We start from the raw sequence: 25,400 nt of genomic DNA, 5'->3' as shown, positions 1-25,400 counted from the left end.
ATCCCTAAGATTAGCAATGCGTTGCTTGCCAAACCGCAAGGTTGGCTCTTGGGAGATTTTGGCACTAATAGGCAAATAGTAGGCAACACTCCCCTGTTCTCTGGAACCCACGCCTGTGCGGCAGTGCAGGCGATGGCTTGCGGGTCGGTCGGTTCACCCTGAAATCCCCGAGTTCTTCAACAGGTCCTCAAGGCGAAACGCCTCGGCAGTTCGCTGTCGCCTGTGAGGAGCATTTGAGATTGGGGCATCCAAGCCTTCAAGAGACGCATCAAGACGCCCAAGGAGAGGCTTGAGTAGTCCCTTTGGGGAGATAGGGCGCTGCATCAATGACCCAGCTTAGCGGCCCTTCCCGAGGGCCTACGATGCCGCTGCCACCCGCCGTCACCCGTACCACGCCGACAGCCATCCCGCGCCCCATGAAAACCGGCAAAAAACCCTACTAAATTTCGGCATGTAGGCACCTCCGTTGCCGGGCCGAAACAAGCCAATCCCAGAATTTATGGATTGTTCGGACAGAAGGTAGGCCTCCTTGACGGCACGAGCCGGTTTCAGGGCAGTCCCATGACGTCGTCGAAGATACTTTTCGTCAACCTGATTGCATCGCATGCTCAAGTTCATCAAGGCGAGCAGCAGCACTGAAGACGCCGCTGCGGACGTTGGCGTTCCCGTCTGCATCCCGATAGATGTCTCGCAATAGGTCGAAAAGCGGATCGGCAGGCTCAAACCCGTCAGGCAGGCCACGAATGCCGCGCACGATCTGCCAGTCGTTGAACCTCTGACGGAGTTCGCCGAACTGGCCAGCCTGCAAAGCTGCCACCACTTCAAGGATCGCTCCGCCGGGTCGTTCGAAGGCGGATCGCTGTCCCTTCAGTCGTTCAAGAGCGTTTTGCTTTGAGACGCGGTAGACCGCATTCGTTGCATCTAACGCCTCAATCGCAGCGTCGATGTCGCCGCCCGCAAGCCGAACAAAGTAGAAGACGGGGAGCCATTGCCTCTGCACCTTTGCGGACAAGCAGATGTATTCGACCGGTTCGCGAACAACTTCATGGCCGAGGTAAGCAAACAAAACGGCGTCGGCGTCGAGTGCTCGCCCTTCGATCCGTTCAACCACCTGTCCGTCTGGGTCTACTGCGTGAACATCGCCGACAAGCCGCAACGCAGGTGCCCCAGCGAGTTCTTCAAACTCCCCTTCGCGAATGAAATCGAGTTGATCGGCCAAGGTGCGGTCGATCACAATACGCTTTGACCCAGCGTCTAACTCGCCTTTTTGGGTATCCACAATCAACGCCCGGTCCGCGCCGATTTCACTTAGGCGGGTTGCACTTGCCAGCAGAGTTTGGGTCGCCGCCCGGTCGCGTTCACGCAGCATCGCGAGCAGATCGCCGAACTTGATCTTTCCGGACTGCCCAGGATACCGAAACAGGATAGACCCGTCTTCCAGCCCTTCTGCATCCTTGCAAACGATCACGGGCGGGGTCGCATACTTTTCGACATGAACAACGCCGACCGGTAGTCCCCCCAGGCTGATGACCTCCTTTGCGAACACCGGCGTCGGGGTCAGAAGGGTCTTCACCTTGTCAGTGATGCGAACAATGTCCGTATCTTGAAAGGACGTGTTCGGCATTCCAACTGCCCGACAGTCGGCATTTTGGACGCCAATGAAAACAAAACCGCCCCGGTTGTTGGCCAGAGCGGCAATCGCACGAACGATTGGCTCCATGCGGCGTGGGTTAAATTCGGCCTTACACTCCTGATCCGAGGTCTCCCCATTCGCGAGAAACCAGCCGCCTTCACGTTGAACGAAGCGGGCAACCGCCTTTTCAGCTAGCGTCGGTTCACGCGCTGCCCCGGCTTCGACAACGACACCCACCTCTGCGGGCGCGAAGCCAGCAAGGAAGACGTCCAAGGCAGCATCCGTCGCCTCTGCGACCTCTGGGCCATAGGTACCCGCATTTATCCCGGTAATCCGTCCAGAGTTCACCGGGCGGTCTTGGCGGTTGAAATAAAACTGGATGTCCCGGTTCCGCATTCCACGGCGCAGCATGGCCTTGATCAGGCCGATTTCTTCATCCGTGATGCTTCTTCGCGGCATAATTGCACATCCTCATAACACGTCATTCGCTGCCCGCTTTCAGATACCCAAGTATCTGCTCAAGCTGTCGAAAAACTTCATCAAAAGTGAAAATTCGAACCCCGTGGGAGTTCTTTCGAAATAGCTGAAATGAGCGTCGTTGGTCTTTGTTTTCGGGCATAGTTCCCGCGATCAGGACACAATCTACGTCGAAGTCTGCCAGAGCGTTCTCGCCCCACCATTCGTTGTCCTTCAAATGCTGAGCGAAGTTACCCACGAAGTGATAGCGCTGATCGAGAACCTGCGTGATCCCACCCGACAGCTCGTCATGCGGCGCAAATACGCGATCTCGATAGGGGCTTGGTTTCAGCAGCGGCGTTGCGGGCTTCTTGATTTCGATCAGCGCAGCATTGCTGCTGATACTGTTTTTGACCAGAAAATCGCTTATCTTCTCACCTTTGCCGTCGATCCTTCGCCCGCCCACATAGGTCTGCCCGTTCACAAAACTGATCGGATAGCCAAAGGCAAAGGACAGCATAAAGGGATCGGCTTCGAAAAACTTCTGCCACTCGGTCTCGCTCTGGTTCTGGCCAAGCCGATGGCGAAATTCATCAACAGCCACCTCCAAGCGCGAAAGCTGCAAATCCGAGACAAGCTTGTCGGTCGCCTCAGGCGCTTGCGTCGCGATGCTGCGCGCCGCCTTGCCAATCTCGGTGACAAGCACCTTCTGCGCCTTTGGGTCGCGATAGTCTGGATCGGCTGCGAAATCTTGAATGAGTTGGCGGATTTCGTTGCGCCCGAGACGGAAGGGCCGCGCATTCTTTCCGGCGCTTTCTGCCAGTGCGTTGAAAACAGTCGTGTCCTTGACCTCGTTCTCGGCTTTCTTGGCCCGGCTGTCGATCCGCTTCACCTCGGCGCAGATTTGGCTAAACCTCTGCCGATCCACCTTGAACTCGCCCCCGATTGCGTCCTTGTCACCGATGTAGATCACCTTTGCATCGGTCAGGTCTCGCAGCGCCCGAATGACGGCGCGAAAACCCTGCTTGATGCCTAGCCCATAATCGAGCGAGATGATGAACTCGCTAGGCTGGCCCTCAATCAGCTCATGGACGGAGTGCTCGTCGGGTGGCGTGGTCGGGTCTTCCCAATCGAAGCTGATGCCGGTCAGCCAGGAATACTTGTTCGTATAACTGCCATCTTGCTCCGGCGCGGTATAGAAGGGATGGATCATGAACCGCGCATTGCGGGCGTCCAGTGTCATGATTACGCAGGGGCTGGCATTGCTCTCATCCAAGGCGAACCCGCGCGATTTCAGCTGTTCATTCGACGGCAGCAGCCAGACGACCCAGACCTGATCGTCACCCGAAACCTGCTCGACCTTGAGCGAGTATTCTCCCCGTGGCCGGGTCAGCGGGTTGCCGAAATCGGGCGTCATGCCTTCGCCTTCCTCCCCCGCTTAGCTTTAGGCGCGGTGGCGCGGGCCTCAACGATGCGGGCTAAGAGGGTTTCGGCGGGCTCGTCATTGGGGTCTTGGGGGACCAGGTCGCCCGCGAAGGCTTTGGCCAGAATGCGTTGATCGAGGTGGCCCAGCAGTTTCAGGGCCTTTGTGGCCTCGGCGGCGAGGCGGTCGATTTTGGCGAAAGCTGCTTTGATCCTTCGGACGATTTCGTGCTGCTCTTCGATTGGCGCGAGCTTGATGTGAAACGCCCTGATCTCGGGGAAGTAGATAGTCGTGTGGGTCGAACCTTCCCCGAACTTCTTGATGTCCTCGCCTTCGGACAGCAGCGCATACATGAGGTATTCAGGCAAAAGCGCGTCGGTGCAGGTCCATGTCGCAAAGTCCTGACTGGTCGCCATGTCCTTGCCCAGGATACAGATGTAGCCAACCGAGGCGGTTCGAGACAGGACAACTGTTCCCGCCGGAAGAAGACGGGCAGACGAATTGGCCAAGCCTTCCTCGTTCGTCTTCTGGAGCGTGTCGTAGATGACCCGCCCGTGGTGTACGTTCGCGTCTGGAATGCTCATCCAGCACACGTCACCATCCCACCAATCCGGGCGCGAACGGCTCGGAGTATGGCCCGTCTCTTGCCGTGCAACGCGCAACAAAGGCACCCAATCCCAACCTTCGGGCAAATCAACGTCGGGCACGTTTACTGAAATGCCACCTCGCCCCGCGATTACTTCGGTAGTCGGTTGGCGCCCACCCCGGCCTTGCTGAAGCGGGGGGACCCGCTTCAACAGGGTTGATACCGCCTCAAGCGCTCTCTCAGCGCGGAACTTGGCGGTCAACTCTCCTGCGAAAGCTGATCTCAGCACGGCCAGCTTGTAGCGTGGGACCAACTTTTCTAGGGCGGTGAGTTGTGTGCGTGCTGTGGAGCTGCGGGCGCTGAGGGTGTCTAGCTTGCGCACAATCCGCCGCTGCTCGGGGAGTGGCGGAAGGGGGATTTCCAGTGCCCCTAGGATTGAAGCGTTTGCCCCCGGTTGTGCAGTTCCCTTTGAAACAGTCGTTATTTGCTCCCAATAGGCAGGCGACTGCATGAAACGGGAAAGAAAGGGCGGATCAATACAGACATTGGCGCGGACGCGAATGAGATAGGATGCGAATACTGTTCGTTCCGGCACTTGTGAAATGAGGTAGCTTTTCCCTGTAGTGGCACCTGTCCTCGCGATGACGATGTCACCCGAAGCGAGATTGAATTTCTCTGGTGGTTCGTCTTGGCAGTACGGGACACTGGCCCAATTGACTGAATAGTCTTGAACATCTGTAATTCGTAGGAACTTCGGACGCCCCTGCTGGGACGTTGCCGAAGTCGTGAAGCCATACGAGATGTCTTTCGAAGCTTCACTTAAGGTAGTTTGAGCCCAGCCTTGCGGCAGCCCCGTCATTCTGCGGCCTCCGCCATCGGCGCAGCGTCCAACTCCTCGGTCAGCCCTTCGATCTCTTCGAGTGCAGTGCGAAGGTGGCCAATGATCGCGGCCGCGATTTCGTCGGGTTCGGTCATCTCGTCTTCGGGGTCGCCGCTTTCATCACGGAGCCATTTCCAATCGAGGTTGTCACCCCGCATCGCGATTTGGCCGCGGGTCAGCTTCCGCCACCGGCTTTCCTCATCTCCCTCTTCGCGTTCCCATCCGCCCTTGGGGTCTGGGCCGAACAGCCGCTCGAAATCCGCAAAGTGCTCAGCGGTCAGCGCGTTGGTCTTGCCGAAAGACGGCATATTGGTGCGGAGGTCATAGAACCAGACGGCGTCGGTCGCCTGAACCTTGTGGTTCGCGGGATAGACCTTGTCGGTCACACGGGTGAAGAACAGCACGTTCGTTTTCACACCTTGGGCATAAAAGATGCCAGTGGGCAGGCGCAGAATGGTGTGCAGATTGCAGTTCACCATCAGGAAGCGGCGCAATTCTTCCGAAGTACCTTCGTGGTAAAGAATTCCGTCTGGGACAACGATTGCACAACGCCCACCCGGTTTCAGCATGCGAACGGCATGTTCGAGGAAGGGCATCGGTCCGACGCGTTCACCTGCCGTTAGGGTGAAGTCGGGTCTGTTGACAGTGCCAGGCATCTTGTTGAACGGCGGGTTTGTCAGGATCAGGTCTGCTTTACCCAGCGTTTCACCCTCTGGCGCGCAGCTGTCTTCACAGCCAACGAGGCTTTCGATGCCGTGGAGTAGCATGTTCATGACGCAAAGGCGGCGTGTGTCCTTTACGAACTCATGGCCCCGGAATGCCAAGCGTCGCTGAAAGTTGCCTTGCTCCTCCGGGCTGTGAAACCGGTCTTGGCCATCGATCAGTTTGAACAGGTCGTCGGTTGCGTCCTTGATGTAGCGGTCGGCTGCGATCAGGAAGCCGCCTGTGCCGGTTGCAGGGTCTTGGATCACCTCACCCGGTTGCGGCTTGATCAGGCGGATAATGCTGTCAATCAGGGCGCGTGGGGTGAAGTACTGACCCGCCTTGGACTTGGTGTCCGACATGACCTTTTGCATAAGGCCTTCGTACATGTCGCCCAAGCCGTCTTCCTTCGCGGTGAACCAGTCGATCTTGTCGATGTTCGTGGTCAGCCTCTTAAGATCAACCGGCTTGCTTATCGCGGTCTGTGCGTCGGTGAAGATGGCAAGGACCATTGGGTTCTGGACGATCTTCGGATCACCGAGGTCAAGCAGCAGCTTGCGATAGTAGCGCAGTTGGTCGCCCCCTTCGGCCTTGGACAGGTCGCTCCAGCTATAGGCGGGCGGTATCAGCGCAGTCTGGCCAGTTTCCTCCAGCATCTTGAGAAACAGCAGGTAGGTGAGTTCGTTGACATAGTGCAGGATCGAGACGCCGCCGCCTTGCAGCGTCTTGGCCTCTCGCCAGAGTTTGGCAACGATCTCAGCGGTATTCGGGTTCATGCGCTCACTTTCCAGAGTTCTTCGTTGAAGTCGTGCAGGATGGTCTCCAGCTGACCATTAAACACCTTGTTCAGCCGATTGAAGCCGCCATGGGCCGCGAAGTTGCCATGGTCGATGCTGTCACGGTCAAGCACGATCTCCTTGGTGATCTGTTCCGCGATCCGGCGCAGCCATTGCTTCTGTGGATCGGTCCATTTAGCCTTGGCGAGGATAGCTTTGGTGGCCTGCTGGACGCGGGTTTCAAAGGGGATCAACGGATCGCCAAGCGCCGCCTGACGGACAAAGCCGATGATGGAGGCGGCGATGTCCTCGTTCGAGGCGTCGTTCCACGCGCGGCGCAGGCTGGTTTCCGAAAAGCCCATCTTGTCGAGTTCGAGCCGCAAAGACCGCAGTTCGGCCCGCGTCAGATCGCGTGGGCGTTGCACGACGACTGTCAGCGCGGCGATCTGGTTTTGGTTGTTCTTTACGAAGGACCGGAAGGTGTCGAGGAAGTCTTCGGGCTTTTCATATTGGCCATAGCCCGTGGTGACGGCGTGCATGCTGTCTTCGTGGTGCGAGATCGGGATCAGGTTCGGCCCCGAGCCGTCCGGCTTCCAGTCGAGGATCTTGCCAAGGCCCGCGTATTTCTTTGCATGGGCGGCGGCGTCGCTCGGTGATCCTTGGCGCAGCCGGTCACGGAGTTGTTCGACCGTTTCGCCGGTCAGGTCTTCGACCATCTGGGCGACTTTGCTGGGCAGTTTGCGCAGCTTACGGTGCAGTTTGGCCAGAACCTGATCGCGGACGAGTTCGCGCTGGTCTTCCTCGGTCACGGTGGCCAGTTCATCGAAAAGCTGTTCGAAGGTCAGCTTCGGATTGCTGGCAACCGGCTTCATCTGGGTGAGGTCTTGAAGGGTGGCGTAGAGGTCCACCGCGTCGAAGATGCGGAAGACCTCCTTGCCGATGTCATCGCAGCGGCGGGTGGCCCGGCCCAGCATCTGTTCATAGAGAATGCGGCTATTCACGCGGCGGATGAATACGAGGTTGGTGATCTTCGGCACGTCGATGCCGGTGGTTAGCAGGTCCACCGTCACCGCGATCTGCGGAAAGGCATCATTACGGAAGGACCGGATCAGGGTGCCGACCTTGTCCACGCTGCCGGTGATCTTGCGGATGGCGGCATCTTCAATCGAGCCATATTGCGCGGCGAAAGCCTTTTTCAGTTCGTTCACGACGATGTCGGCATGCGCATCCGTCGCGGCAAAAACGAGGGTCTTCCCTTCAAGGCTGGGGTCGATGTGCTTGGCCAATTCCTCCGCGATGACCTGATTGAAGGGTTGGGTGATGACCTTGCGGTTGAAAGCTTCGACCCGAAAGCTCAGTTCATCTGGAGCCGTGGCGTTTTGCACCTCGCCCGTTTGGCTATCCAGAAGCTCAACGTCTTCACCCGCCTCAAATGAGATACCGGCCTTGGCAAGCGCAGTCTGGAAGCGGATCGGGGGTTCGTGGTCGATCAGCCAACCGTCAACCACAGCCTCGCGGTAGGTGTAGGTATAGATGGGGTCGCCGAAAATCTGGGCAGTGTGCAGTGCGGGTGTGGCTGTCAGCCCGATTTTCACCGCGTCGAAGTGCTCCAGAACACGGCGATATTTTGAGACGTAATCCTCCTGCCCCCGGAAGCTCAGCTCAGCGTCCGACATCTCGCGGTCCAGCAAATAGCCACGGTGACATTCGTCGATCACCATCAAGTCATACTGACCGATGGGCGGGACATCTGAAGGTTCAGCGTTGTAGAGCACCCGCTTCACAAGCCCTTGGATCGTGCAGATGTGAACGCGGGTCTCAGGGTCTGGCTTGATGTCCTCAAGCCCTTTAATGCCGAACAACTGGCCAAAGGTTTTTGGCCCTTCGATGGCTGTGCTCATGAATTCGTCGGTGGTTTGTGTCCCCAGGGCGGAACGGTCAACCACGAAGCAAATGCGCCGGAAACGCTTGGTGGCGAGTAGGCGATACAGCATCGCGATGGCCAGCTTGGTCTTGCCCGTTCCTGTGGCCATCGCCACAAGCATTTCGCGCTTTTCGGTGGCGAGTGTCTTCTCGACCTCACGGATCGCCGCTTCCTGATAGGGACGGAGGTCGAACCCGAAGTCAAAGGATCGGGCTTGCAATGCCGCTTGTGCCTTTTCCTTCTCCACTTCGAGCATGGAGATAAGTTCTTCGGGCCGGAACCACCCTGTCAGGGCGCGACGCAGATTATTGGGCAGCCGCACGTCTCGGAACCAGATGCCGCTCTCGGTCTCCACCTGTTTCAGATAAGGGCGTCCATTAGTGGCAAAGACAAAGGGAACAACAAAGCCGTCACCCCAAAGCTCTGAGTTAGCTGGCCACGAAAAACCCTTCGAATAGCGCTCAGCCTGATCGACTGCCGCAGACACGTTTTTCCGATACCGCTTGGCCTCAACCATGCCGACGCAAGTTTCTCCGACGAAGAGCGCGTAGTCAGCTGGGCCGGACTGTGTAGGCCATTCCGCAATCGCCATGTGGCGACCTTTTGTGGGCCTCGTACTTTTGCCATAGCGCAAATCAACACTGTGGGCTTCCCAGCCCCGATCTCGCAGTTGCTGGTCAATAAGGGCGCGGGTGGCCTGTTCGTCCAGGTCGATTACACCAGCCGCTTCGTTGGCGGCTGTCACGAAGGACATCTTGGCGGCAGGCGCTTGCCGTTGTGCTTGCTCCACGAATTCGCGCAGTTGACGATCCGCATCCTGCGCAAGGGCTTCCCAAGTTTTCCTCTCCTCTTGCTCCCTTAGATGCCGCGCTTCAGCGGTTTCCGCAGCCAAGCGTGCTTCCCGATGCGCTTCCTCTGCCTTTTGAGCTGCGCTCAATGCCTCGTTCCGCTCGACGCGAAGGCGCTCAAGTTCTTGTTGAAGTTCTACGTTCGGGTTTTGCGGCGACGAAGGCGGCAGGAACGGCCCTGCTGAAAAGTCTTTTTCAGCGGTACTTGTCCGGACATGCCAAACTCCAAGTTGGACAGCCATTTTCAGACAAGCCAGCGCTTCCCGGTGATTGCCCACGCCATCGTGGACTGCGGCATTACCCAACTTCCGAATGTGGTGCAAAACATCAAGAACCCGATCCGGCGCTGACCGTTCGTATTGCAGGCGGCGCAATACATCCGCTTGGGTTTCACCATCCTGCACATCACTTCCGACCAGAGCTGCATGTCGCCGGGTCAATCTCTCAGCGAATTGCCGCAACTTAATCAGGCTTGTGCTTGGATCGTCCTGAAAATAGCTTTCTGCGAGCCTGCCAAGGTTAGCAAGCTCACAGTCTAAACGATCAAGGAAGTCGAAGTTGCTATTGCGCTGATCCATCGGATCATTTCTGCGGGGAACGCGCTCAAAAAGCAACGTAGATCAACTACAACAGCGCTCCCGCCGCGTTGCCGTTGAACAGTTCACCCTCGCGGACGTAGCGGGCCAGCATGGCGTCGGAGGCGTGGCCAGTCTGGGCCCGGATTTTCAGGGTGGAGACCCCCGCCTGTGCTGCTGAAGTGGCAAAGCCCGCCCGCAGGCTGTGGCCAGAGTATCCCTCGGGGTCGATCCCCGCTGCTGCCAGCCGTTCCCGCAGCAGGACCGACACAGCGTCCCCGGTCAGGGAGTTCTCGGCCAGATGGCCGTGCCGGGTGATCGGGCAGAACAGCGGGCCGGTGTCGATTGCGGATGCTGACAGCCACGCCTCGACCGCAGCGACGGGGCAATGGCGGGTGCGACCGTGGGGGATGCCGATGCGGCGGCCTGCACCTTCCTGATCGGTCTTGGATCGGCGGATGGTCACGATCAGCCCTTGGCGCGCGACCTCGATGTCGGCCCTTTCCAGCGCCACCAGTTCGGAGCGGCGGAAGCCCCCGGCAAAGCCCAGCAGCAACAGCGCTCGGTCGCGGTGATCGCGCAGAGTTTCCCCCATCCGATCCAACACCAACAGCAGGTCATCCCGCATCAAGGGCTTGGCCTGTCGCTGGGCGGTGCCGTGCTTGCGGCGCAGGCCGCGCAGCGTCGCTTTGACGATTTCGGCGCGGCAGGGGTTCGGCAGACCCGCCACCTCATGCGCTTTGGAGATCGAGGCGAGACGCCGCTGGATAGTCGCCACAGCATGTTGCCCCGCGTGGTCTCCGATGTAGGCGCAGACCATGGCCGGGGGTGCGGGCAGTGACCCGCCCCAAGACTTGAAGTGAGCGAGATCACCCCGCAAGGCCCGCTCAGTCGCCGGAGACAGGCTGTGACGCAGAAGGTCGGCGGCCTCCTGTGTCAGCGCCTCGCGTTCGTCAATTGCAGTTGCATCACATTTGCAATTGATTGCAAATCGGCCCTCTTGCGTCCCTACCAAATCGCTTCGGTTGGTCCGTGATAATTGGGAATTATCCGAGATTAGAAACGGCTTACCCATGATTAGCCTCCTTCAGGACGGCGGCGCGGATACAGTTGAGAAGCGGCAAATCCTCCCGCATCAAGTCCAGCGCCTGCGCGGCGTGGCGGGGGTCAACGCCCAGCGTCTCGAAAGTCTGCTGCGCGTGCAGTCGGTCGGATAGGTCTCCGCCAACCCGGTTGGTGAGCAAGCTCCCCTCCACCCGGAACAGCAACCGTCCCAGTAAACGTACCCGCTCGGGCTTGGGAACCAGCGCGGCAGTCATCGCGGCAACCCCTGAGGTCGTGGCCGCCAACCGGGTCAATGCCGCCTTGCCTTCGCGCGTGAACTGATCGAGCGCCCAGCCGGGAAGATCACCAATCAGCACCTCGGGTGGCATCGGATCGTCGGTAGGGTCGGCCCGCAGGCCATTTTCCAGCGCCAGCAAGGCGACCAGCAGGGGCAACGCCTCGCCCGTTTTCTTTACGCACTCGCGGCAGATCGCCAACGTGGTCGGAGCCACCCCCAGCTCGTCCAGCAGATCGACCGCCAGCGCCGCTTCGCCCCTGTGAGCGGGCAGCGGATGACCTGGCCTGTCCGTGCCGAGAATATAGGTCAGGGCGAGCGCACGTTGATGCAGATCGGTGGTTGTCAGCGCGAGCAGGCGAAGGCAGGCATTGGTCATACATGCGAGGTCGCGGCGCTGCTCCGCGAGATGCGACAGGGTTTCGATCCCCATCAGCAATTCGTCGGCAGCGCGGCTCTTCCGGGCGGCGCAGAGTTCGGTGACAATGAGGGAGGCCACAGGCCAGTCGCCGCCAATCGCCAGACGGAAACGCTTACCCCGCAAGGCCGCGACCGTCAGGCCGAGCGTGGGCAGGCTCCCCAGCCCCACATCCTCGAAGGCGATCACCCCGAGCCGCCGCCACAGCCGATCCGGGGCATCCCGCAACAGGGTCGCCGCAGCACGGAGCGCAAGGTCGCTGCGACCCCGGCGAACTGCCTTTTGCAGCAATGACATCGCCAGCCAGGGCGAGAGTGTCATCGGCTGTCCCTCGGGGACATGATCGCGGGCCGCGAGGCGGCGGACAAGATCGGTGGAAAAACGGGCAAGTGGGTCTGGTTTGGTCATTCGGTCACTCCTTCATATTTGGAAGGGGGATCAATGACTTGGAACCCATGTAGTAGCTTATTGGATAGAGCACCTAGGGGAAGAAAATAGCGCCCTGAAAGCAAGAAAACCGGGTCTCAACCCCGGTCTGTGGAGGGGGTTTGACAGAGACACATGGAAATGTCCCTGTCGGAAATGTCCCCCTGCGTTTCCACGGCGAAGCCCAGCTAAAGCCCTTAGGATCAGGCGCTTACAACTAGTCGGCCAGTTCCGGGTTTTGTCCCGCGTCCGGCTTGGCCAGAGCCTGCTTGCGACCTAAACAGTACCGATGGCAGGGACGACAACAGCCTTAAGCGCAAGGGGTTTCGAGGACGCGCCGCTCCATCACGTCAAGGAACCTAGGGTCATAGGCTTCATCAACATGGTTGTTGTTCCATAGGCCAGAGCGGCGGACCTTGTCGCGTGTGCAGGCATGTCCCAACCAGTTGACCGAGGGCGGATCAATACCAGCCTGCCCCCACCCACTAAGCAACGCGATGGCCCCCCGTTCGATGACCCCACGCTCACTTTCGGCCCCCGGATCATCATCAACGGAAAGCCATAGGACAGGCATCGCCCCGATAGATCGGCTGACCAGACGCTCCATCTCGACCTCTGCCGCGCGGACAGGGCTTGGCGCGTTGCTGCGCTGGGTGTCCCAAGTCGGGCAGGAAAGCCCGTCACGGGCGATCAGAGCGCTTCCTACCAGCAACCGGAAGATTGACCCCCGATGATTGCCCCCGCCGCTCCTGAGCGCCCCACGGTGCTGAGACAGGCGGGTCCAGAGCTTGGTATTGGAGCCGGGTTTCAGCGCATGGGTTCCGACACGCACAACGCGGGCACCATCACCCGAACCGCTGCGCTGCTCTCCCGGCTCGAAGAAGAAATACACGCCGCGCTGCGGGCAGTCCCGACTGGCGCTTTTAGCAAGAGTTCGGGTAGCGCCCAGTCTGCCCTCCAGCATTTTCAGGATTTCATAAAAACGCCTGATGTCTTCTGCCCGAGAACTCATTTCTATCTTCCCCGTGAGATGTGCGCCACAAGCGCAGCGAGTGGAGCACAATCATCATGTCTCCTTCTTTGTGCCCACTGACTTAGATGATGATTGTATTCCAATACCTTTAAGTACTTTCAGTATGTGGGAACAAACATCCGGACACTTCGGCTCTGACGCCAGGTTTTGAACTCTGTCGTCATAGAAGTCTGACGCGACGTAGAGAAAGCGACGGATCACCTTGATTGACGGGAAGGCATAGTAGCGCGCATAGAACTTTTCCGGGTCAGGATCGAACTCGTCGCCGCCATCATGCATAGCGAGGTATTGCGCTACCTTTGCGCAGGCCATGAAGGGCGACCAGTTTCGCACAATCGTACGGAACACGTCGAAGCCTAGACCTGTAGGGCAATCCTTCGCTATTCCAACGAGACATCCGAATTCCTCTGGGGTTTCCTTGCGCCCCGTAGCACGGCGCCAAAACTTGACCATCATCCTCGCTTGGTCTTCGGGGGAAAGGTCAGCCGGATGGCCAATGCGGATCAGCGTTGTGTTCTTGCCGCCTATCCGTTTCACGACGTGACGAAATGGGTCGCCGCTGTAGAGCCTCTGCACTTGACGGACAGACCGCCCAAGCTCATCGGCCAAGTGACGGGCGGACAAGTTCGCCCACTGGCGACCTTCGGCATCAACGGGGTTCGCTGAAAGCTCCGCTGCAACGATGTCGTAGAGCGCTTGCCCTGATGGAGGCAAGTCGTTCCGTGCCTTAAGGGGTTGCTTTCGGGCTGATAGGTAGTCGGCGAAACCAGAGGTGAATACTTGGCCCGTCGGAGGGATCGGCAGCAGCCAGGGCTTCACGGCATTTGGCGGCGTGATCTCGCCTTCGACGATCATGTCGGCTCGTAGCACCGCTCGCGCCGCGTGTGTGCTACCAATCAGCCAATGGGAAGAAGGAAGTTGATGGCTCATGTCGGCCGCCATTGGCCAACGGAGGTGTGTTTCTCAATACCCATGTTGACGCCCCCTCAGCCGATGCGACGGGCATCGAGGAATGCCAGAACGTCCTCGCGGCGATAGCGGATGGTGCGGTGCCCAAGAGCGCTGTAGGGGACCGCCGGGGGCGTGCCGTTCAGGCGGGCGATGTGGCGGTCCTTATCAAGCCAACGGCGGGTCACGCCCAGCAGTTCGGCGGCCTGATCTGCCGTCAGCATTTCGGATACAGCACGGACGGGGGATTTCATCGGGATGTTCATGGCGTAACTCCAGAGACGAAGCTGCGTGCCACCCTTCTACGGCACGCCTGTTAGGTTCGCTTCGCGCTGCCCACCCCAATTTGGCCTTCGGGCCAGATCGAAATGGGCGCAAGCCTCCTTGCTCTACGCTGGCCAAAAGATACCGCTGCTGCGCTACGTTTTCAAGTCCGCTCGTTGCGCGTCGATATAGTCCGAAATCATCTGAACCGACTGCCGCAGCGTCTCGGGGTTCTTCGAAACCTGATAGCCCAGCGTGACATTCCCGGCGGTCGAGTGATTGAGAAGCCGCATAATCTTGGACTGCTGAACGTCCAGATCGGTGGCGATGGTGGCGAATGACCGGCGCAAATCATGGAACTGGACGGGCCAGCCCAAAACTTCGCGGAATGCGATCAGCGTCTTGCGCGGATCGCCGTAGGGTCTTGAGCCCCAGATGTAGAGCTGGCCCTCGGTACGTTCTTTCAGACCCTCGAACAGGGCGAAGGTCTGCGAAGACATCGGCAGCGTCAGGGCCTCACCGTTTTTGGCGCGCTCTGCGGGGATCGTGAAGGTCTTGGCATCCATGTCAACATCGGACCAGCGCAGATGCGCAGCCTCGGCAAGCCGCATTCCGGTTCGCGCCAGCAGTTCTGCGTAGGCCCGGAACATGTCGCCAGCATCGGGATGTCGGTTGGAGTGCGTTTCCACATGGTCGAGCGCCGCGAAAAACGCGGCCCAATCTGACACGAAGCTCTGCTTGCGTTTGGCCTTCGGCATCATCTTCTTGGCTTTGACGATATTCGCGGGGCACTCCGGCAGGACGGGCATACCATCGCGGTCGGTCACATCGGCCCGCGCCCAACTCCAGCAGGATTTGAACGTGCGCACCGCCAGCGCGGCCCCGGCAGGCGTGCGGCCAAGAATTTCGCTGAACCGGGCCTGAAAGACCTTCGGAGTGATCCGACGCAACTCCATATCGAACCAGTCGCCGAACTCGCGCTGCATGGTGGCGAGGTAGGTCGCTGCTGTGCTTGCGCGCAGAGGCCGTTCCGCAAGCCACCCCTGAACCGCCTGCGCGAGCGTCATCAGTTTCGCCCGTTGCAGCTTGAGTTCGGCGTTGCGGTCCTTGCCATCTGCCATTTCGGCAAGCGCCTTAATGGCCAGTTTCCGGGCTGCGTTCAGGGTGAGTGTATCCGCCCGCCCAAGGGTCACGCGCCGGGTTCGCCCCTTCACCCGACCCTCGGCGAAATAGGACTTGGATGTCGCCCCGACCCTGACGCCAAAGCCAGGAAGTGTGTCGTCGACCACCAACACCTGCCCCGCATCGGACAGCGGAAGGTCTCGAACATATTGGGCGGTCAGCTTCGGCATCGGTGCCCCGAGCTAGTAGGAAATTAATAGGCAAAACTGGGGATATTACCGACAAATATGGGGCAGAAGAAGCGCAAGGACAATAGACTATTTTCATTTATTAACAGCTACTTATGATGCTTTGTGCAACTATCGGAAGGTATCGGAAAGAAGTGTTTTCCCTAACTGTTAATCAATTGGTCGTAGGTTCGATCCCTACCGCCGGAGCCAAAATCCTCATCCAATCCCTTGATAATCAAGGCATGGGCTGAATTTGGCCAGTAGAGTGTCACACAGCACTGTGGCACGGATTCCTGAAATGCGGATCGCTCGTCTCCAGACCGGGAGGGCGCATTCTGGCGACCACCCCTTGCCTTCTGCAGAGCGGCTGCACCTGGAGCTGGCGTTGGCACGCGCCTGAGTCTTCCACCGAAACCCGCCATTGGCAGCTGTCCGGGAAGAGCAGTGCACAGTGCTGAACCAGACGCACGAGACCAACGCCGCAATGTCACGGCGCCTCGAGGAGGGCTCGGCGGAGGTTCACGCGATCCGGGCGGAGAACCGCGCGTTCGGCACCCGGTCGATGCAATCCGCGGCCTGATGTTCTGCCCGGACGACGGACATTCGGACAGCAGCTCAGGCCGAACCCTGCGCGCGGCCAGACCGTCAGCCGGGCGCCAGATGTCCGTCACCAGCGCCATGTACGCCCGGCTGTAATCCTCGGCCACCGCCAGAAGCCGGAAACGGCCGCCATCCGTCAGTATGCCGCTGCCGAAGGTCCGGCCCCGGCCCTGGTTGGGCACATCGGGCCTCTGGTCGGCTTCGGCCACAGTGTCGGCCGCTTGCCTTCCGCTGTCGGGTTCATGTTTGATCCATGTTCTCGGCGGACCTCGAAACGTCAGATGTCACACGAGCAGGCGCAGGATCGTCAGCAGTGTATAGGCCGACGTTTTACGAAGGGAGAGACGATGACCGATGCCAGAACCGACCGTCGCGCGCCGCGCGCCGCCTGTCTTGAGACCACCGGCGAAACGGCAGCCGCGAACGCTCCGGCGACTGTCCTGACGGTGAGGCCCTAGCCGTGCCCGATCGAGATTTCGTCAGCGTGTTCGAGGCGGCCCGCCCCAACCTCATGGGACTGGCCTATCGCATTCTTGGCTCGCGCGCCGATGCCGAGGATGCGGTGCAGGATGCCTTTCTGAAGTGGCAGCATGCCGATCGTGCCGCGATCGACAATCCCGGCGCATGGTTGACGACCGTCTGCACTAGGCGCTGTCTCGACCTGCTGCGGGCGGCACACCGCGCACGGGTCGACTATGTCGGTGCGTGGCTGCCTGAGCCGATCCATACACCGATCGAGGATGACACCGAGGACAAGCTGGACCTCGCCTCGTCGCTGACGACCGCCTTCCTCCTGATGCTCGAACGTCTGACGCCAAAGGCCCGCGCGGCCTATCTGCTGCACGATATCTTCGATGTGTCCTATCCCGATGTCGCCGCGACCCTCGACATCCGGCAAGACGCCTGTCGCAAGCTGGTTTCGCGCGCCAGGACCGACATCGAAAACGCCGCCGTCAGGCATGTGACGCCGCTCGCCCGCCAGGAGGAACTGCTGGCCGCGTTCCAGACGGCGATTACCAGCGGAACGCCGACCCGCCTGGTCCAACTGATGTCCGAAGATATCCGGCTCAGTGCGGACAGCGGCGGCAAGGTTCCGTCCGTCCTGGGCACCCTGACGGGGCGGACCGAGGTGCTTGCCTTCCTGACCGACAGGCTGCGCGAGTGGTGGGCCGACTACCAGTGGGAGCGCGCCGATATCAACGGCGCGCGGGGCTTTGTCCTGACACGCGATCAGACAACCGTGGGCATCGTCACGTTCGACTACGACGCGGCTGGCAGGGTGCGCGACGTCTTCATCATGCGCAATCCCGACAAGCTGACCGAGATCCGCAAGGGCGCCATCCACTAGCCTCAGCTCAGCGGCCGACCGGCCAGGGGCCACTGCCCGCGCAACCCAAAACTCACGAGGTTCAACAATGCCTGAGCAAGGTATTTCCACAGACATGCCCAAATCCGAAGCCGTGACCGCGCCCACATGGGCCGAGCTGTTTCGGGGCAGGAACGCGATATTTTCGCTGGCGCTTGGCGGCAGCGTGGCGCTGCATGCGCTCAACATCTACATCGCCATCACCATCATGCCCTCGGTTGTCGCCGATATCGGCGGGCTCGACTATTATGCCTGGAGCACGACGGTCTTCGTTGTGGCCTCGATCCTCGGCTCGGCGCTATCGGCACGATTGCTGCAGCGGGTCGGCGCGCGGGGGGCCTATGGAGTGGCGGCGCTTCTCTTCGGGACGGGCACCATCCTCTGCGCCCTTGCCCCCAACATGCCGGTTCTTCTTGCGGGTCGGTTCGTGCAGGGGTTCGGCGGCGGTTTCCTATATGCACTTGCCTATGGCGTGATCCGCCTCGTCTTTGCGGACCACCACTGGGCCCGGGCAATCGGCCTGATTTCGGCGATGTGGGGCATCGCCACGCTGACCGGGCCTGCAATTGGCGGCATCTTCGCCGAACTCGGTGCCTGGCGCGCGGCGTTCTGGTCGCTGATCCCTTTCATCCTGGTCTTCGCGATCCTGGCCCATGCGACCCTGCCCGGCAAAGCGGACAGCGACGAAAAGCCATCGCGGCTGCCGCTTGCCCAGCTCGTCCTTCTGACGGCGACGGTCATCGCGCTCTCTGCCGGCAGCCTGGGCGAGGCGCTGTACTGGAACCTCATCGGGATCGGCATGACGCTTGTGCTGGCAGGTCTGCTGATGGCGGTGGAAGCGCGATCCGGCACGCGCCTGTTGCCGCGCGGCGCGCTGAAGGTGACAGGGCCGCTTGGGGCGCTCTACGCCGTCATCGCGCTTCTGGTGATCGGCATGCAACCCGAGATTTATGTGCCCTACCTGCTTCAGGTTCTGCATGGGCAGTCGCCATTGATCGCCGGTTACCTGGCGGCCCTGATGGCCATCGGCTGGACGCTGGCATCGCTTTTCAGTGCGAACCTGAACAGCCGCAGCGCGCCAGGGGCGATCACCATCAGCCCGGTGCTTGGCCTGATCGGACTCACCGTGCTGGCCGTGTTCATGCCGGTCGTCGGCAGCGGCAGCTGGATCGGTCTCGCACCGGTCTGCGGGTCGCTTGGTCTGGTGGGCGCCAGCATCGGCCTGGCCTGGCCACATGTCGTGACGATGGTCTTTCAACGGGCGTCCCCGGACGAGCAGGCCATTGCCGCTGGGGCCATCACCACCGTGCAGCTCTTTGCAACGGCCCTTGGGGCGGCGACCGCGGGAATGGTGGCGAACCTTTCGGGCATCACGCAACCGGGCGGTGTCGCGGGGGCCTCGAACGCGGCTCTCTGGCTGTTCGGCCTGTTCGCGCTGGCACCGGCCCTCTGCATACCGGCCGCGCGCCGGGCTGCCCGGCCCGGGATGACACCGCGCTGACTGCAACCCCCTGGAATTGGAGCCTCAATCATGACCCCCCTCGCATCGCTGCTTCTTGTCAAACTCGTTTTCATCTGCGGACTGGCGCTGTGGCTTGCCGTGGTCTCGCTCAACAATATGACCGCATTCCGGGGCGGTGCGGCCTCGGTCGGCGCGTTGATGAGCATGCGGATGTTCGATCAGGACCCGGCCATCGACAGTCCGTTGCTGAAACGCCGCGTCCTGTCGCCCGGCTGGCACAGGCTTGTCTACAGCGCGGTCGTGGCCCTGGAACTGGCGGTCGCAATCCTGCTTGCCCGTGCGGCGTTCAGCTTCGCCCTGGCGATCCTGGGCGCGCTGGATGTCGCGCAGGCCATTTTGCGCGCCAATCTGGCGCTCAGCGGTGTCCTGGCGTTGGGGTTCGTGATGCTGCTCGGCGGTGCGTGGTTCGCCTATTACATCCGGCAGGAGGGCATGCAGATCACCCACCTCATGTTAATCGGTCTCGGGGCGGTGGGCGCGCTCTTGATCAACATTCCGGTATGACCGGCAGGGTGCGAGCCAGGGACCAGCCCCGTCGCTGATCCTCGGCTGCACGCCATGCAGGGTTGCAAACCGGCCATTTGGCCCCGATGGACCAACCGGAAAATTTCGCCGAACCTGTCACCACGGTCCGGCGCGAACACCCGGGACGCTCATCCGAGCGCCTTCGGCAGCCAGAGTGCGATGCCCGGAAAGGCGATCAGCAGGACAACCATCACCATCATGGCAGCCAGAAACGGCAGCGTTCCGATCACGACATCCGTCAGGGTGCCCTTGCGGCGCACGGACTGAACCACGTAGAGGTTGATCCCGATCGGTGGCGTCAGCAGCGCCATTTCCAGCAGCACCATCATCAGGACCCCGAACCAGACGGGGTCGAACCCAAGGCCGATGACAATGGGGGTGATGAGCGGTGCCGTCGTGATGAGCATCGAGAGGGTTTCCAGAAAACAGCCCAGGATCAGGTAAAAGACCACGATGGCGAACATCATGGCGGTCGGGCTCCACCCCAACTGCGCCACGAAACTCGCAAGCGCCTGGGTCAGCCCGATGACGCCTAGAACGAAGTTCAGGAACATGGCCGCCAGCACGATCAGCATGACCATGGCTGTGGTCCGCATTGTCGCCTCGGCGGCGGACAGGAGCATAGGCCAGGACAGGGCTTTGCGTGCGCCGGCCAGCACAAGCGCGCCGACGACGCCAAGCCCGGCAGCCTCGGTCGGGGTTGCCAGACCGCCGTAGATCGAACCGACGACCAGCAGGAAGATAAGGACTGGCGGGATCAATTCGGGAAGAGCACGCAAGCGTTCGGCCCAGGTGCAGGTGATGCGCGCGCCGCCCCAGCCGGGCCGCATCAGGCAGGCGACAAGCACTGTCATGGTAAAGATCGACGCCATCAAGAGCCCGGGCACCAGCCCAGCCATATAGAGATCGGGCACCGAGGTGTTGGTCAGAAGGCCGAAGATGATCAGGTTGATGGAGGGCGGAATAAGGATCCCCAAAGTGCCGCCCGACGTCAGCGATCCCAGAAACAGCCGTTCGTTGTAGCCGCGGCTTTCGGCCTCTGGCAGGGCGACCGTCCCGATGGTGGCCGCCGTTGCAACGCTGGAACCGGAGGTCGCCGCGAACAGCGCGCTCGCCCCCACGTTGGTGTGCATCAGCCCGCCCGGCAGCCAGGCCAGCCATTTGGTCAGCGCCTCGTACATGCGCGCGGCGATGCCTGATCTCAGCAGGACTTCGCCCATGAAGACGAACAACGGGATCGCCAGCAGAAGAAATTCGATCGCGTTCACCCAGACGATGTCTGCAAGGCCGCGATACAGCGGCATGGGGGAATAGATAGCGCCCAGGATCAGTCCCAGAAGGCCCAGAGAGGCCGCGACCGAGATGCTGAGAAGGACAAGTCCGAACAGCAGGAATAGGGATGTCGCGAGCATTCAGGCCTCCTTTGCCCCGGTGGTCAGAGCCTCGGTGATCGTGTGCTGTTGCGGGGCAAGCTCATCCAGTTCGCCGACAGGGGCGGCCAGCGTGGCCAAAGCCGCATCGTCCCCGCGCAGCAGGGCCCGGACGGACAGGCCGAACATGACGCATAGAATGGTGACAAAGACCCAAAGCGCGGCAAGCCAGACGGATTGCGGCCAGGCGACGGGCGTTGCCAGCGGCGTGATGGCGGTTGTGCCCTTTGCCCAGGATGCGCCGACCAGCAGCGTCGCGCGCCACGTCAGGAAGCCGGCAAAGGCGATCAGGGCGATCTGCGCCAGCAGATCCAGCGCCACCCGGGCGGGCCTGGGACACCAGGACCGCAGGACGTCAATTCGGATATTGGCGCGTGCCAGGGCGGCCACGCTGAAGGCCAGTGCGGTGAATATCGCAAACCCGTAAGAGGCCAGTTCGTCCATGCCGCCAAGCGTTTCGTTGAAAATCTTGCGCAACAGGATCTCGGCCGTGATCCCGATGGCAATCGCAAGGATCAGGCAGGCCCCGGTCACGGTCAGGGCTTTGTTCATCCGGCTGCTGAAGCGGTCCCAGGTGTTCATCATTTCCTCCTCCGTACGACCGCCGGACATGCCGACCGGCGGTCGTCACACGGTTGATCACTCGGCGATGGTCAGATGGACCGCCCTGCCGATGGTCTCGTTCCAGGTCGCGGAACACGCGGCCCCGCACCGCGCGCCGAAGGATTCGAGAACCGTCGCCTGCAACACGTCCGCCAGCTGCGCGCGGTCCGCGTCGGAGAGCGCGACATCGACAAGTCCGGCCGGGTCACCAACCTCGCAGGGGCCGTCGGTCAGGCAGGCGATGCCCATTTCGTCGTCTTTCTGCCCGATCTCCCACGCGCGGTCGATCATGGCGCCGGCGTTGGAGGCGATGATGTCCCGGGTCTCTTCGTCCATGCGGTCCCAGGACACCTTGCTGACGGCCGCAAAGCTGAAGGCGTATCCGGTGGAAAGCCGGACCAGATGGGTGGTCGCCTCGCCCCAGCCTGATGTGTAGGACGGCAATGTGCCGGATACGGCGCAGTCGACGGTGCCCAGTTGAAGGGCCGGCACGACCTCACCAAAGGCAATCGTGACCGGAGTTGCGCCGAGCCCCGTGAACAGATCGCTCATCGACTTGGAGTAAGAGCGGATCTTCTTGCCCTTCAGGTCCGCAAGGCCGGAAATCGGAGCATTGCAGTAAAGCAGCTGGCTCGGGAAAGGATAGACCCCCAGCAATTTGGCGTCGTAGGTCTTGTCGAAGCTTTCGGCCAGAACCGGTTCATACGCGGCGACGGCGGCCTTGGCCTCGTCCCATGTCTGGACCACACCCGCAAGATCCGCACCTTCGGCAACGGGATCATCCCCGAGATAGGAGATGATGCCGTGGGCTCCGTCAAAGACCCCCAGTTGCAGCATCCGCATCACCTCGAACCCCTTGAGGCCCACCTCGGTCATGGGCAGGGCCTCGACCGTGATCTTGCCGTTCGACGCGGCCTTGAGCTCTTCGGTCCAGAACGGTTTTTCGACCTGGTTCCACGTGTTGAGGTAGCCCCAGGTGCCGACCACCTTGAGGTTCACGGCCTCCTGCGCGGCAAGCGGTGCCGCGAACAGCGCAGAGGTCAGCACCGCGACCTGGCAAGTTTTCCCGATTGGCTTCATGTTCCCCTCCCTCAGGGTTTCACTTTTGTGAGTCAGTAGCGGTCATGCCTGCGATCCGGCCGAACACGGCCCCGCGCAGGACCGAGGTCGATCCGGTGTAGACCTGATGGTAAATTCCCATGGTTTCGCCGGCGGCGAGCAGCCCGGGTATGGTCCGGCCTTCCGTGTCGACAACTTCGGCGCGGTTGTTCACTTTCAGCCCGCCGAAGGTGAAGCAGACGCTGGAGATCAACGGGTAGGCACGGAACGGTGCCCTGGTCAGCGGTCTCGACCAGTTCGATTTCGGCGGCTCGATCCCCCGCGTCGCTGCATTGTCGATCTCGAACGGCGTGAAATCTGCGATCTCCGGGCAGGCGGCGTTGAAGTCATCCACCGTCGTCGTCAGGTTCTCGACCGGCAGGCCCAGTTTCTCGGCCAGTGCGGCAATCGTGGGCGCCTCGACCGGCGGAATGTCCGACCGGATCGAGCTCTGCCAGCGCGGGATATCATCGACCTGATCGTCAAAGATCACCCAGGCGATCCCGTCGGGCTGATGAGCGAAGCTGCGCGAAATGTTGTCATAATGGGCGTCGACGGTGCCGGGAGCTTCGTCAATGAAGCGCCGCCCGCGATTGTTCACCAGGATGCCGTACGGGTAGATGAATACCACCGCCTCGGCTTCCTGCGACCGCGGGTCGACCGGTTCGGCGTGGTAGGAACTGAACTCCCCGGCGGGGGCGGCGCCTGCCTCCAGCGCCATGCGGATGCCTTCGCCGCGGTTGTAATAGCCGCCGCGCGCGACGGGCCGCATGTAGGACGCGCGCGGGCCGATGTAGCGCGCCATCATCTCGGGATTGCCCTGGAACCCGCCCGAGGCCAGCACGGTCGACTTTGCCCTGATACGAAGCGCCGTGCCGTCCGCGGCCTTGCAAAGACCGCCGCACACGGTCCCGTCCTCGGACCGGATCAGGTCGTGCGCGGCGGTCTCGTAAAGGATCTCTCCGCCCAGCTTTTCGACTTCCGCATTCAGCCGCTCAATCAGGGCCAGCCCGCCACCCTGCGCGGCGATCCTGTGGGTGTTCTGCGTCAGCAGGTAGATCGGCTGCGGGCCGAATTTCAGCCCGAACTCCTTGAGCCACGAAATGGTCGAAGGAACCTGATCGGCGAAGGTGAAGATCACCTCGGGATCGGGCATGGGATGGGCGCGGACATAGGCGGGCCAGCTGGTGGACTCCCCGGTCACCGCGCGCTCGACATTCGGATCGAGGTTGGCACCGGGGTTCTGCATGAAATGCTCGGCGAAATCGTCCGCGATCTCGGCATCGTTCTTCATCCGCATGTAGGCTTCGGTCCAACGGGTGTTGCCGCCGAAGTCTTCTTTCGGCGCCCGTTCCAGCACGGTGACCCTGGCCCCTTGCTGCAGCGCAGTGACCGCCGCACAGAGCCCGGCAATGCCGCAGCCGACGACCAGGACATCTGTTGTTTCCTCTTCCATCACACCTCTCCCTTCGTGTTCGCTTCGGCCTGTATCGCGGCTTCGGCGATCGCCTTCTCAATCGTTGCTTCATTGACGCCCGCCTCCCGCAGCAGGGCGATAGTGTCGTGGCCCAGCTGTGGCGGGCTGGTGACCTCTGCGAGCGCGCTGTCGGACAGGCGGATCGGCAGGCGGGGCAACCGGGTCACCGTGCCGTCGGGCAACTCGGTGGCGATCAACCCGCCGGTCGCGCCCAGATGCGGGTCGTCGAAAAGATCTTCCGGCCGGCGAACGGGGGCGAAAGGCACTTTGGCCCGTTCCAGAAGGGCCAGAACCTCGACCTGCGGCATGCCCGCAAAAAGGGCCGTGATCCGGTCGGCAATCCGGCCGTTGGCGGCAACGCGCAGGTTGTTGGTGGACAGATCGGGGTCATCCAAGAAGTCCTGCCATCCCAGGATTGCGCAGAAGCGCTGCCAGTGGTTGTCCGTGGTCAGCCCCAGGAAGACGGGCTTGTGATCGGCGGTCTGGAATATCTGGTAGATCGCCCAGGCCGAAACACGTTCAGGCATCGGCGGGATCGGCGTTTCGGACCGCTCGGCGTAACACAGGTGCTGGCCCATCAGGTAGACGAGGGATTCGTAGAGGGCCGTTTCGACCTTCTGCCCCTGCCCCGTAACATCGCGGTCGCGCAGGGCGGCCATGATGCCGATCACCGCGAACATGCCGCCGGCGATATCGACGACAGAGGTCCCGGCGCGCAGCGGGCGCCCCGAGGGCCCGGTCATGAAAGCCAGCCCGCCCATCATCTGGACAACCTCGTCCAGCGCCAGACGGTCTTCGTAAGGCCCGGGCATGAAGCCCTTGAGGCTGGCAAAGATGAGCCGGGGGTTTTCGGCGTGCAAGGTTTCGTAGTCGAGGCCAAGCCGCTCCATCGTGCCCGGCGCGAAGTTCTCGACCAGCACATCGGCCCCGGCGATCAGCCGTTTGGCCAGGTCCCTGCCCGTCCGGGTCTTCAGGTCGATCGCGACGCTTTTCTTGTTCCGCGCAAAGAACCCGAAATAGCCGCTTCCGAACCCGCCCAGATGGCGGGTCGGATCACCCTGCCCCACGGGTTCGATCTTGATCACGTCGGCCCCCATATCGGCGAGGATCGCGCCGCAGCAGGGGCCCATGACGGTGTGACCGAAATCCAGGACGCGCATGCCGGACAGGGGCGGAGGAGTGTTGCGGCTCATGTG

19 protein-coding genes are annotated in these 25,400 nt (G+C 61.2%); 3 read left to right on the top strand and 16 right to left on the bottom strand.

From position 1 onward, the window contains the following. Positions 1-586: 586 nt before the first annotated feature. The 11 genes from GLS40_RS08055 to GLS40_RS08005 all read right to left on the bottom strand — a co-directional run bounded on the left by GLS40_RS08055 (position 587) and on the right by GLS40_RS08005 (position 15,583). Positions 587-2,092: an AlbA family DNA-binding domain-containing protein gene (locus GLS40_RS08055; RefSeq protein ID WP_160382223.1), complete on the bottom strand. Its 1,506-nt coding sequence runs from the start codon at positions 2,090-2,092 to the stop codon at positions 587-589. Between the two features lie 22 nt (positions 2,093-2,114). Continuing rightward, the gene (locus GLS40_RS08050; RefSeq protein WP_160382222.1) at positions 2,115-3,506 is read right to left on the bottom strand and encodes a Shedu immune nuclease family protein; all 1,392 of its coding nucleotides are present in this window, start codon (positions 3,504-3,506) and stop codon (positions 2,115-2,117) included. Continuing rightward, entirely contained in the window at positions 3,503-4,957 is a 1,455-nt protein-coding gene (locus tag GLS40_RS08045; RefSeq protein ID WP_160382221.1) for a restriction endonuclease subunit S, read from the bottom strand. The genes GLS40_RS08050 and GLS40_RS08045 overlap by 4 nt, the downstream gene beginning before the upstream one ends. Beyond that, positions 4,954-6,456 carry an HsdM family class I SAM-dependent methyltransferase gene (locus GLS40_RS08040; RefSeq protein WP_160382220.1) on the bottom strand — a complete coding sequence of 501 codons (1,503 nt, stop codon included), beginning with the start codon at positions 6,454-6,456 and terminating at the stop codon, positions 4,954-4,956. The genes GLS40_RS08045 and GLS40_RS08040 overlap by 4 nt, the downstream gene beginning before the upstream one ends. Next, a complete protein-coding gene (gene hsdR, locus GLS40_RS08035) occupies positions 6,453-9,806 on the bottom strand; it encodes a type I restriction-modification system endonuclease (RefSeq protein ID WP_160382219.1) in 3,354 nt (1,117 codons plus the stop codon). The genes GLS40_RS08040 and hsdR overlap by 4 nt, the downstream gene beginning before the upstream one ends. A gap of 46 nt (positions 9,807-9,852) precedes the next feature. Next, positions 9,853-10,878: a site-specific integrase gene (locus GLS40_RS08030; protein WP_160382218.1), complete on the bottom strand. Its 1,026-nt coding sequence runs from the start codon at positions 10,876-10,878 to the stop codon at positions 9,853-9,855. Beyond that, a complete protein-coding gene (locus tag GLS40_RS08025; protein WP_160382217.1) occupies positions 10,871-11,968 on the bottom strand; it encodes a hypothetical protein in 1,098 nt (365 codons plus the stop codon). Before GLS40_RS08025 ends, GLS40_RS08030 begins: the two co-directional genes overlap by 8 nt. 328 nt (positions 11,969-12,296) lie before the next feature. Continuing rightward, positions 12,297-12,998 carry a hypothetical protein gene (locus GLS40_RS08020; RefSeq protein ID WP_202075991.1) on the bottom strand — a complete coding sequence of 234 codons (702 nt, stop codon included), beginning with the start codon at positions 12,996-12,998 and terminating at the stop codon, positions 12,297-12,299. A gap of 54 nt (positions 12,999-13,052) precedes the next feature. Continuing rightward, a complete protein-coding gene (locus GLS40_RS08015; RefSeq protein ID WP_160382216.1) occupies positions 13,053-13,949 on the bottom strand; it encodes a hypothetical protein in 897 nt (298 codons plus the stop codon). Between the two features lie 56 nt (positions 13,950-14,005). Next, on the bottom strand, positions 14,006-14,233 hold the full coding sequence (locus tag GLS40_RS08010; protein WP_160382215.1) for a helix-turn-helix transcriptional regulator: 228 nt from the start codon (positions 14,231-14,233) through the stop codon (positions 14,006-14,008). A 153-nt stretch (positions 14,234-14,386) separates the two neighbouring features. Next, on the bottom strand, positions 14,387-15,583 hold the full coding sequence (locus tag GLS40_RS08005) for a tyrosine-type recombinase/integrase (protein WP_160382214.1): 1,197 nt from the start codon (positions 15,581-15,583) through the stop codon (positions 14,387-14,389). Positions 15,584-16,643: 1,060 nt separating this feature from the next. Between GLS40_RS08005 and sigJ the strand changes: the two genes are divergently transcribed. The 3 genes from sigJ to GLS40_RS07990 all read left to right on the top strand — a co-directional run bounded on the left by sigJ (position 16,644) and on the right by GLS40_RS07990 (position 19,575). Further along, positions 16,644-17,531: an RNA polymerase sigma factor SigJ gene (sigJ, locus tag GLS40_RS08000; protein ID WP_160382213.1), complete on the top strand. Its 888-nt coding sequence runs from the start codon at positions 16,644-16,646 to the stop codon at positions 17,529-17,531. A 67-nt stretch (positions 17,532-17,598) separates the two neighbouring features. Next, positions 17,599-19,050: an MFS transporter gene (locus tag GLS40_RS07995; protein WP_202075990.1), complete on the top strand. Its 1,452-nt coding sequence runs from the start codon at positions 17,599-17,601 to the stop codon at positions 19,048-19,050. A 30-nt stretch (positions 19,051-19,080) separates the two neighbouring features. Further along, positions 19,081-19,575: a DUF2165 family protein gene (locus tag GLS40_RS07990; RefSeq protein WP_160382212.1), complete on the top strand. Its 495-nt coding sequence runs from the start codon at positions 19,081-19,083 to the stop codon at positions 19,573-19,575. 149 nt (positions 19,576-19,724) lie between these two features. Here GLS40_RS07990 and GLS40_RS07985 read toward each other — a convergent pair whose 3' ends face one another. From GLS40_RS07985 to GLS40_RS07965, 5 genes are read right to left on the bottom strand one after another with little or no spacing between them, the layout of a single operon-like run. Then, positions 19,725-21,008, bottom strand: a complete 1,284-nt coding sequence (locus tag GLS40_RS07985; RefSeq protein WP_160382211.1) for a TRAP transporter large permease — start codon at positions 21,006-21,008, stop codon at positions 19,725-19,727. Continuing rightward, entirely contained in the window at positions 21,009-21,611 is a 603-nt protein-coding gene (locus tag GLS40_RS07980; protein WP_160382210.1) for a TRAP transporter small permease, read from the bottom strand. A 54-nt stretch (positions 21,612-21,665) separates the two neighbouring features. Continuing rightward, complete coding sequence (locus tag GLS40_RS07975) at positions 21,666-22,709, bottom strand: TRAP transporter substrate-binding protein (protein WP_160382209.1); 1,044 nt, start codon at positions 22,707-22,709, stop codon at positions 21,666-21,668. Between the two features lie 19 nt (positions 22,710-22,728). Further along, complete coding sequence (gene tcuA, locus GLS40_RS07970) at positions 22,729-24,183, bottom strand: FAD-dependent tricarballylate dehydrogenase TcuA (protein ID WP_160382208.1); 1,455 nt, start codon at positions 24,181-24,183, stop codon at positions 22,729-22,731. Beyond that, positions 24,183-25,397: a CaiB/BaiF CoA transferase family protein gene (locus GLS40_RS07965; RefSeq protein WP_160382207.1), complete on the bottom strand. Its 1,215-nt coding sequence runs from the start codon at positions 25,395-25,397 to the stop codon at positions 24,183-24,185. Before GLS40_RS07965 ends, tcuA begins: the two co-directional genes overlap by 1 nt. Positions 25,398-25,400 lie beyond the last annotated feature (3 nt).

The organism is Pseudooceanicola pacificus (assembly GCF_009789075.1).
GTDB classification, from domain to species: Bacteria; Pseudomonadota; Alphaproteobacteria; order Rhodobacterales; family Rhodobacteraceae; genus Pseudooceanicola; species Pseudooceanicola pacificus.
The sequence above is the reverse complement of the archived record's forward strand: the minus strand, read 5'-3'. Positions and strand labels throughout refer to the sequence as shown.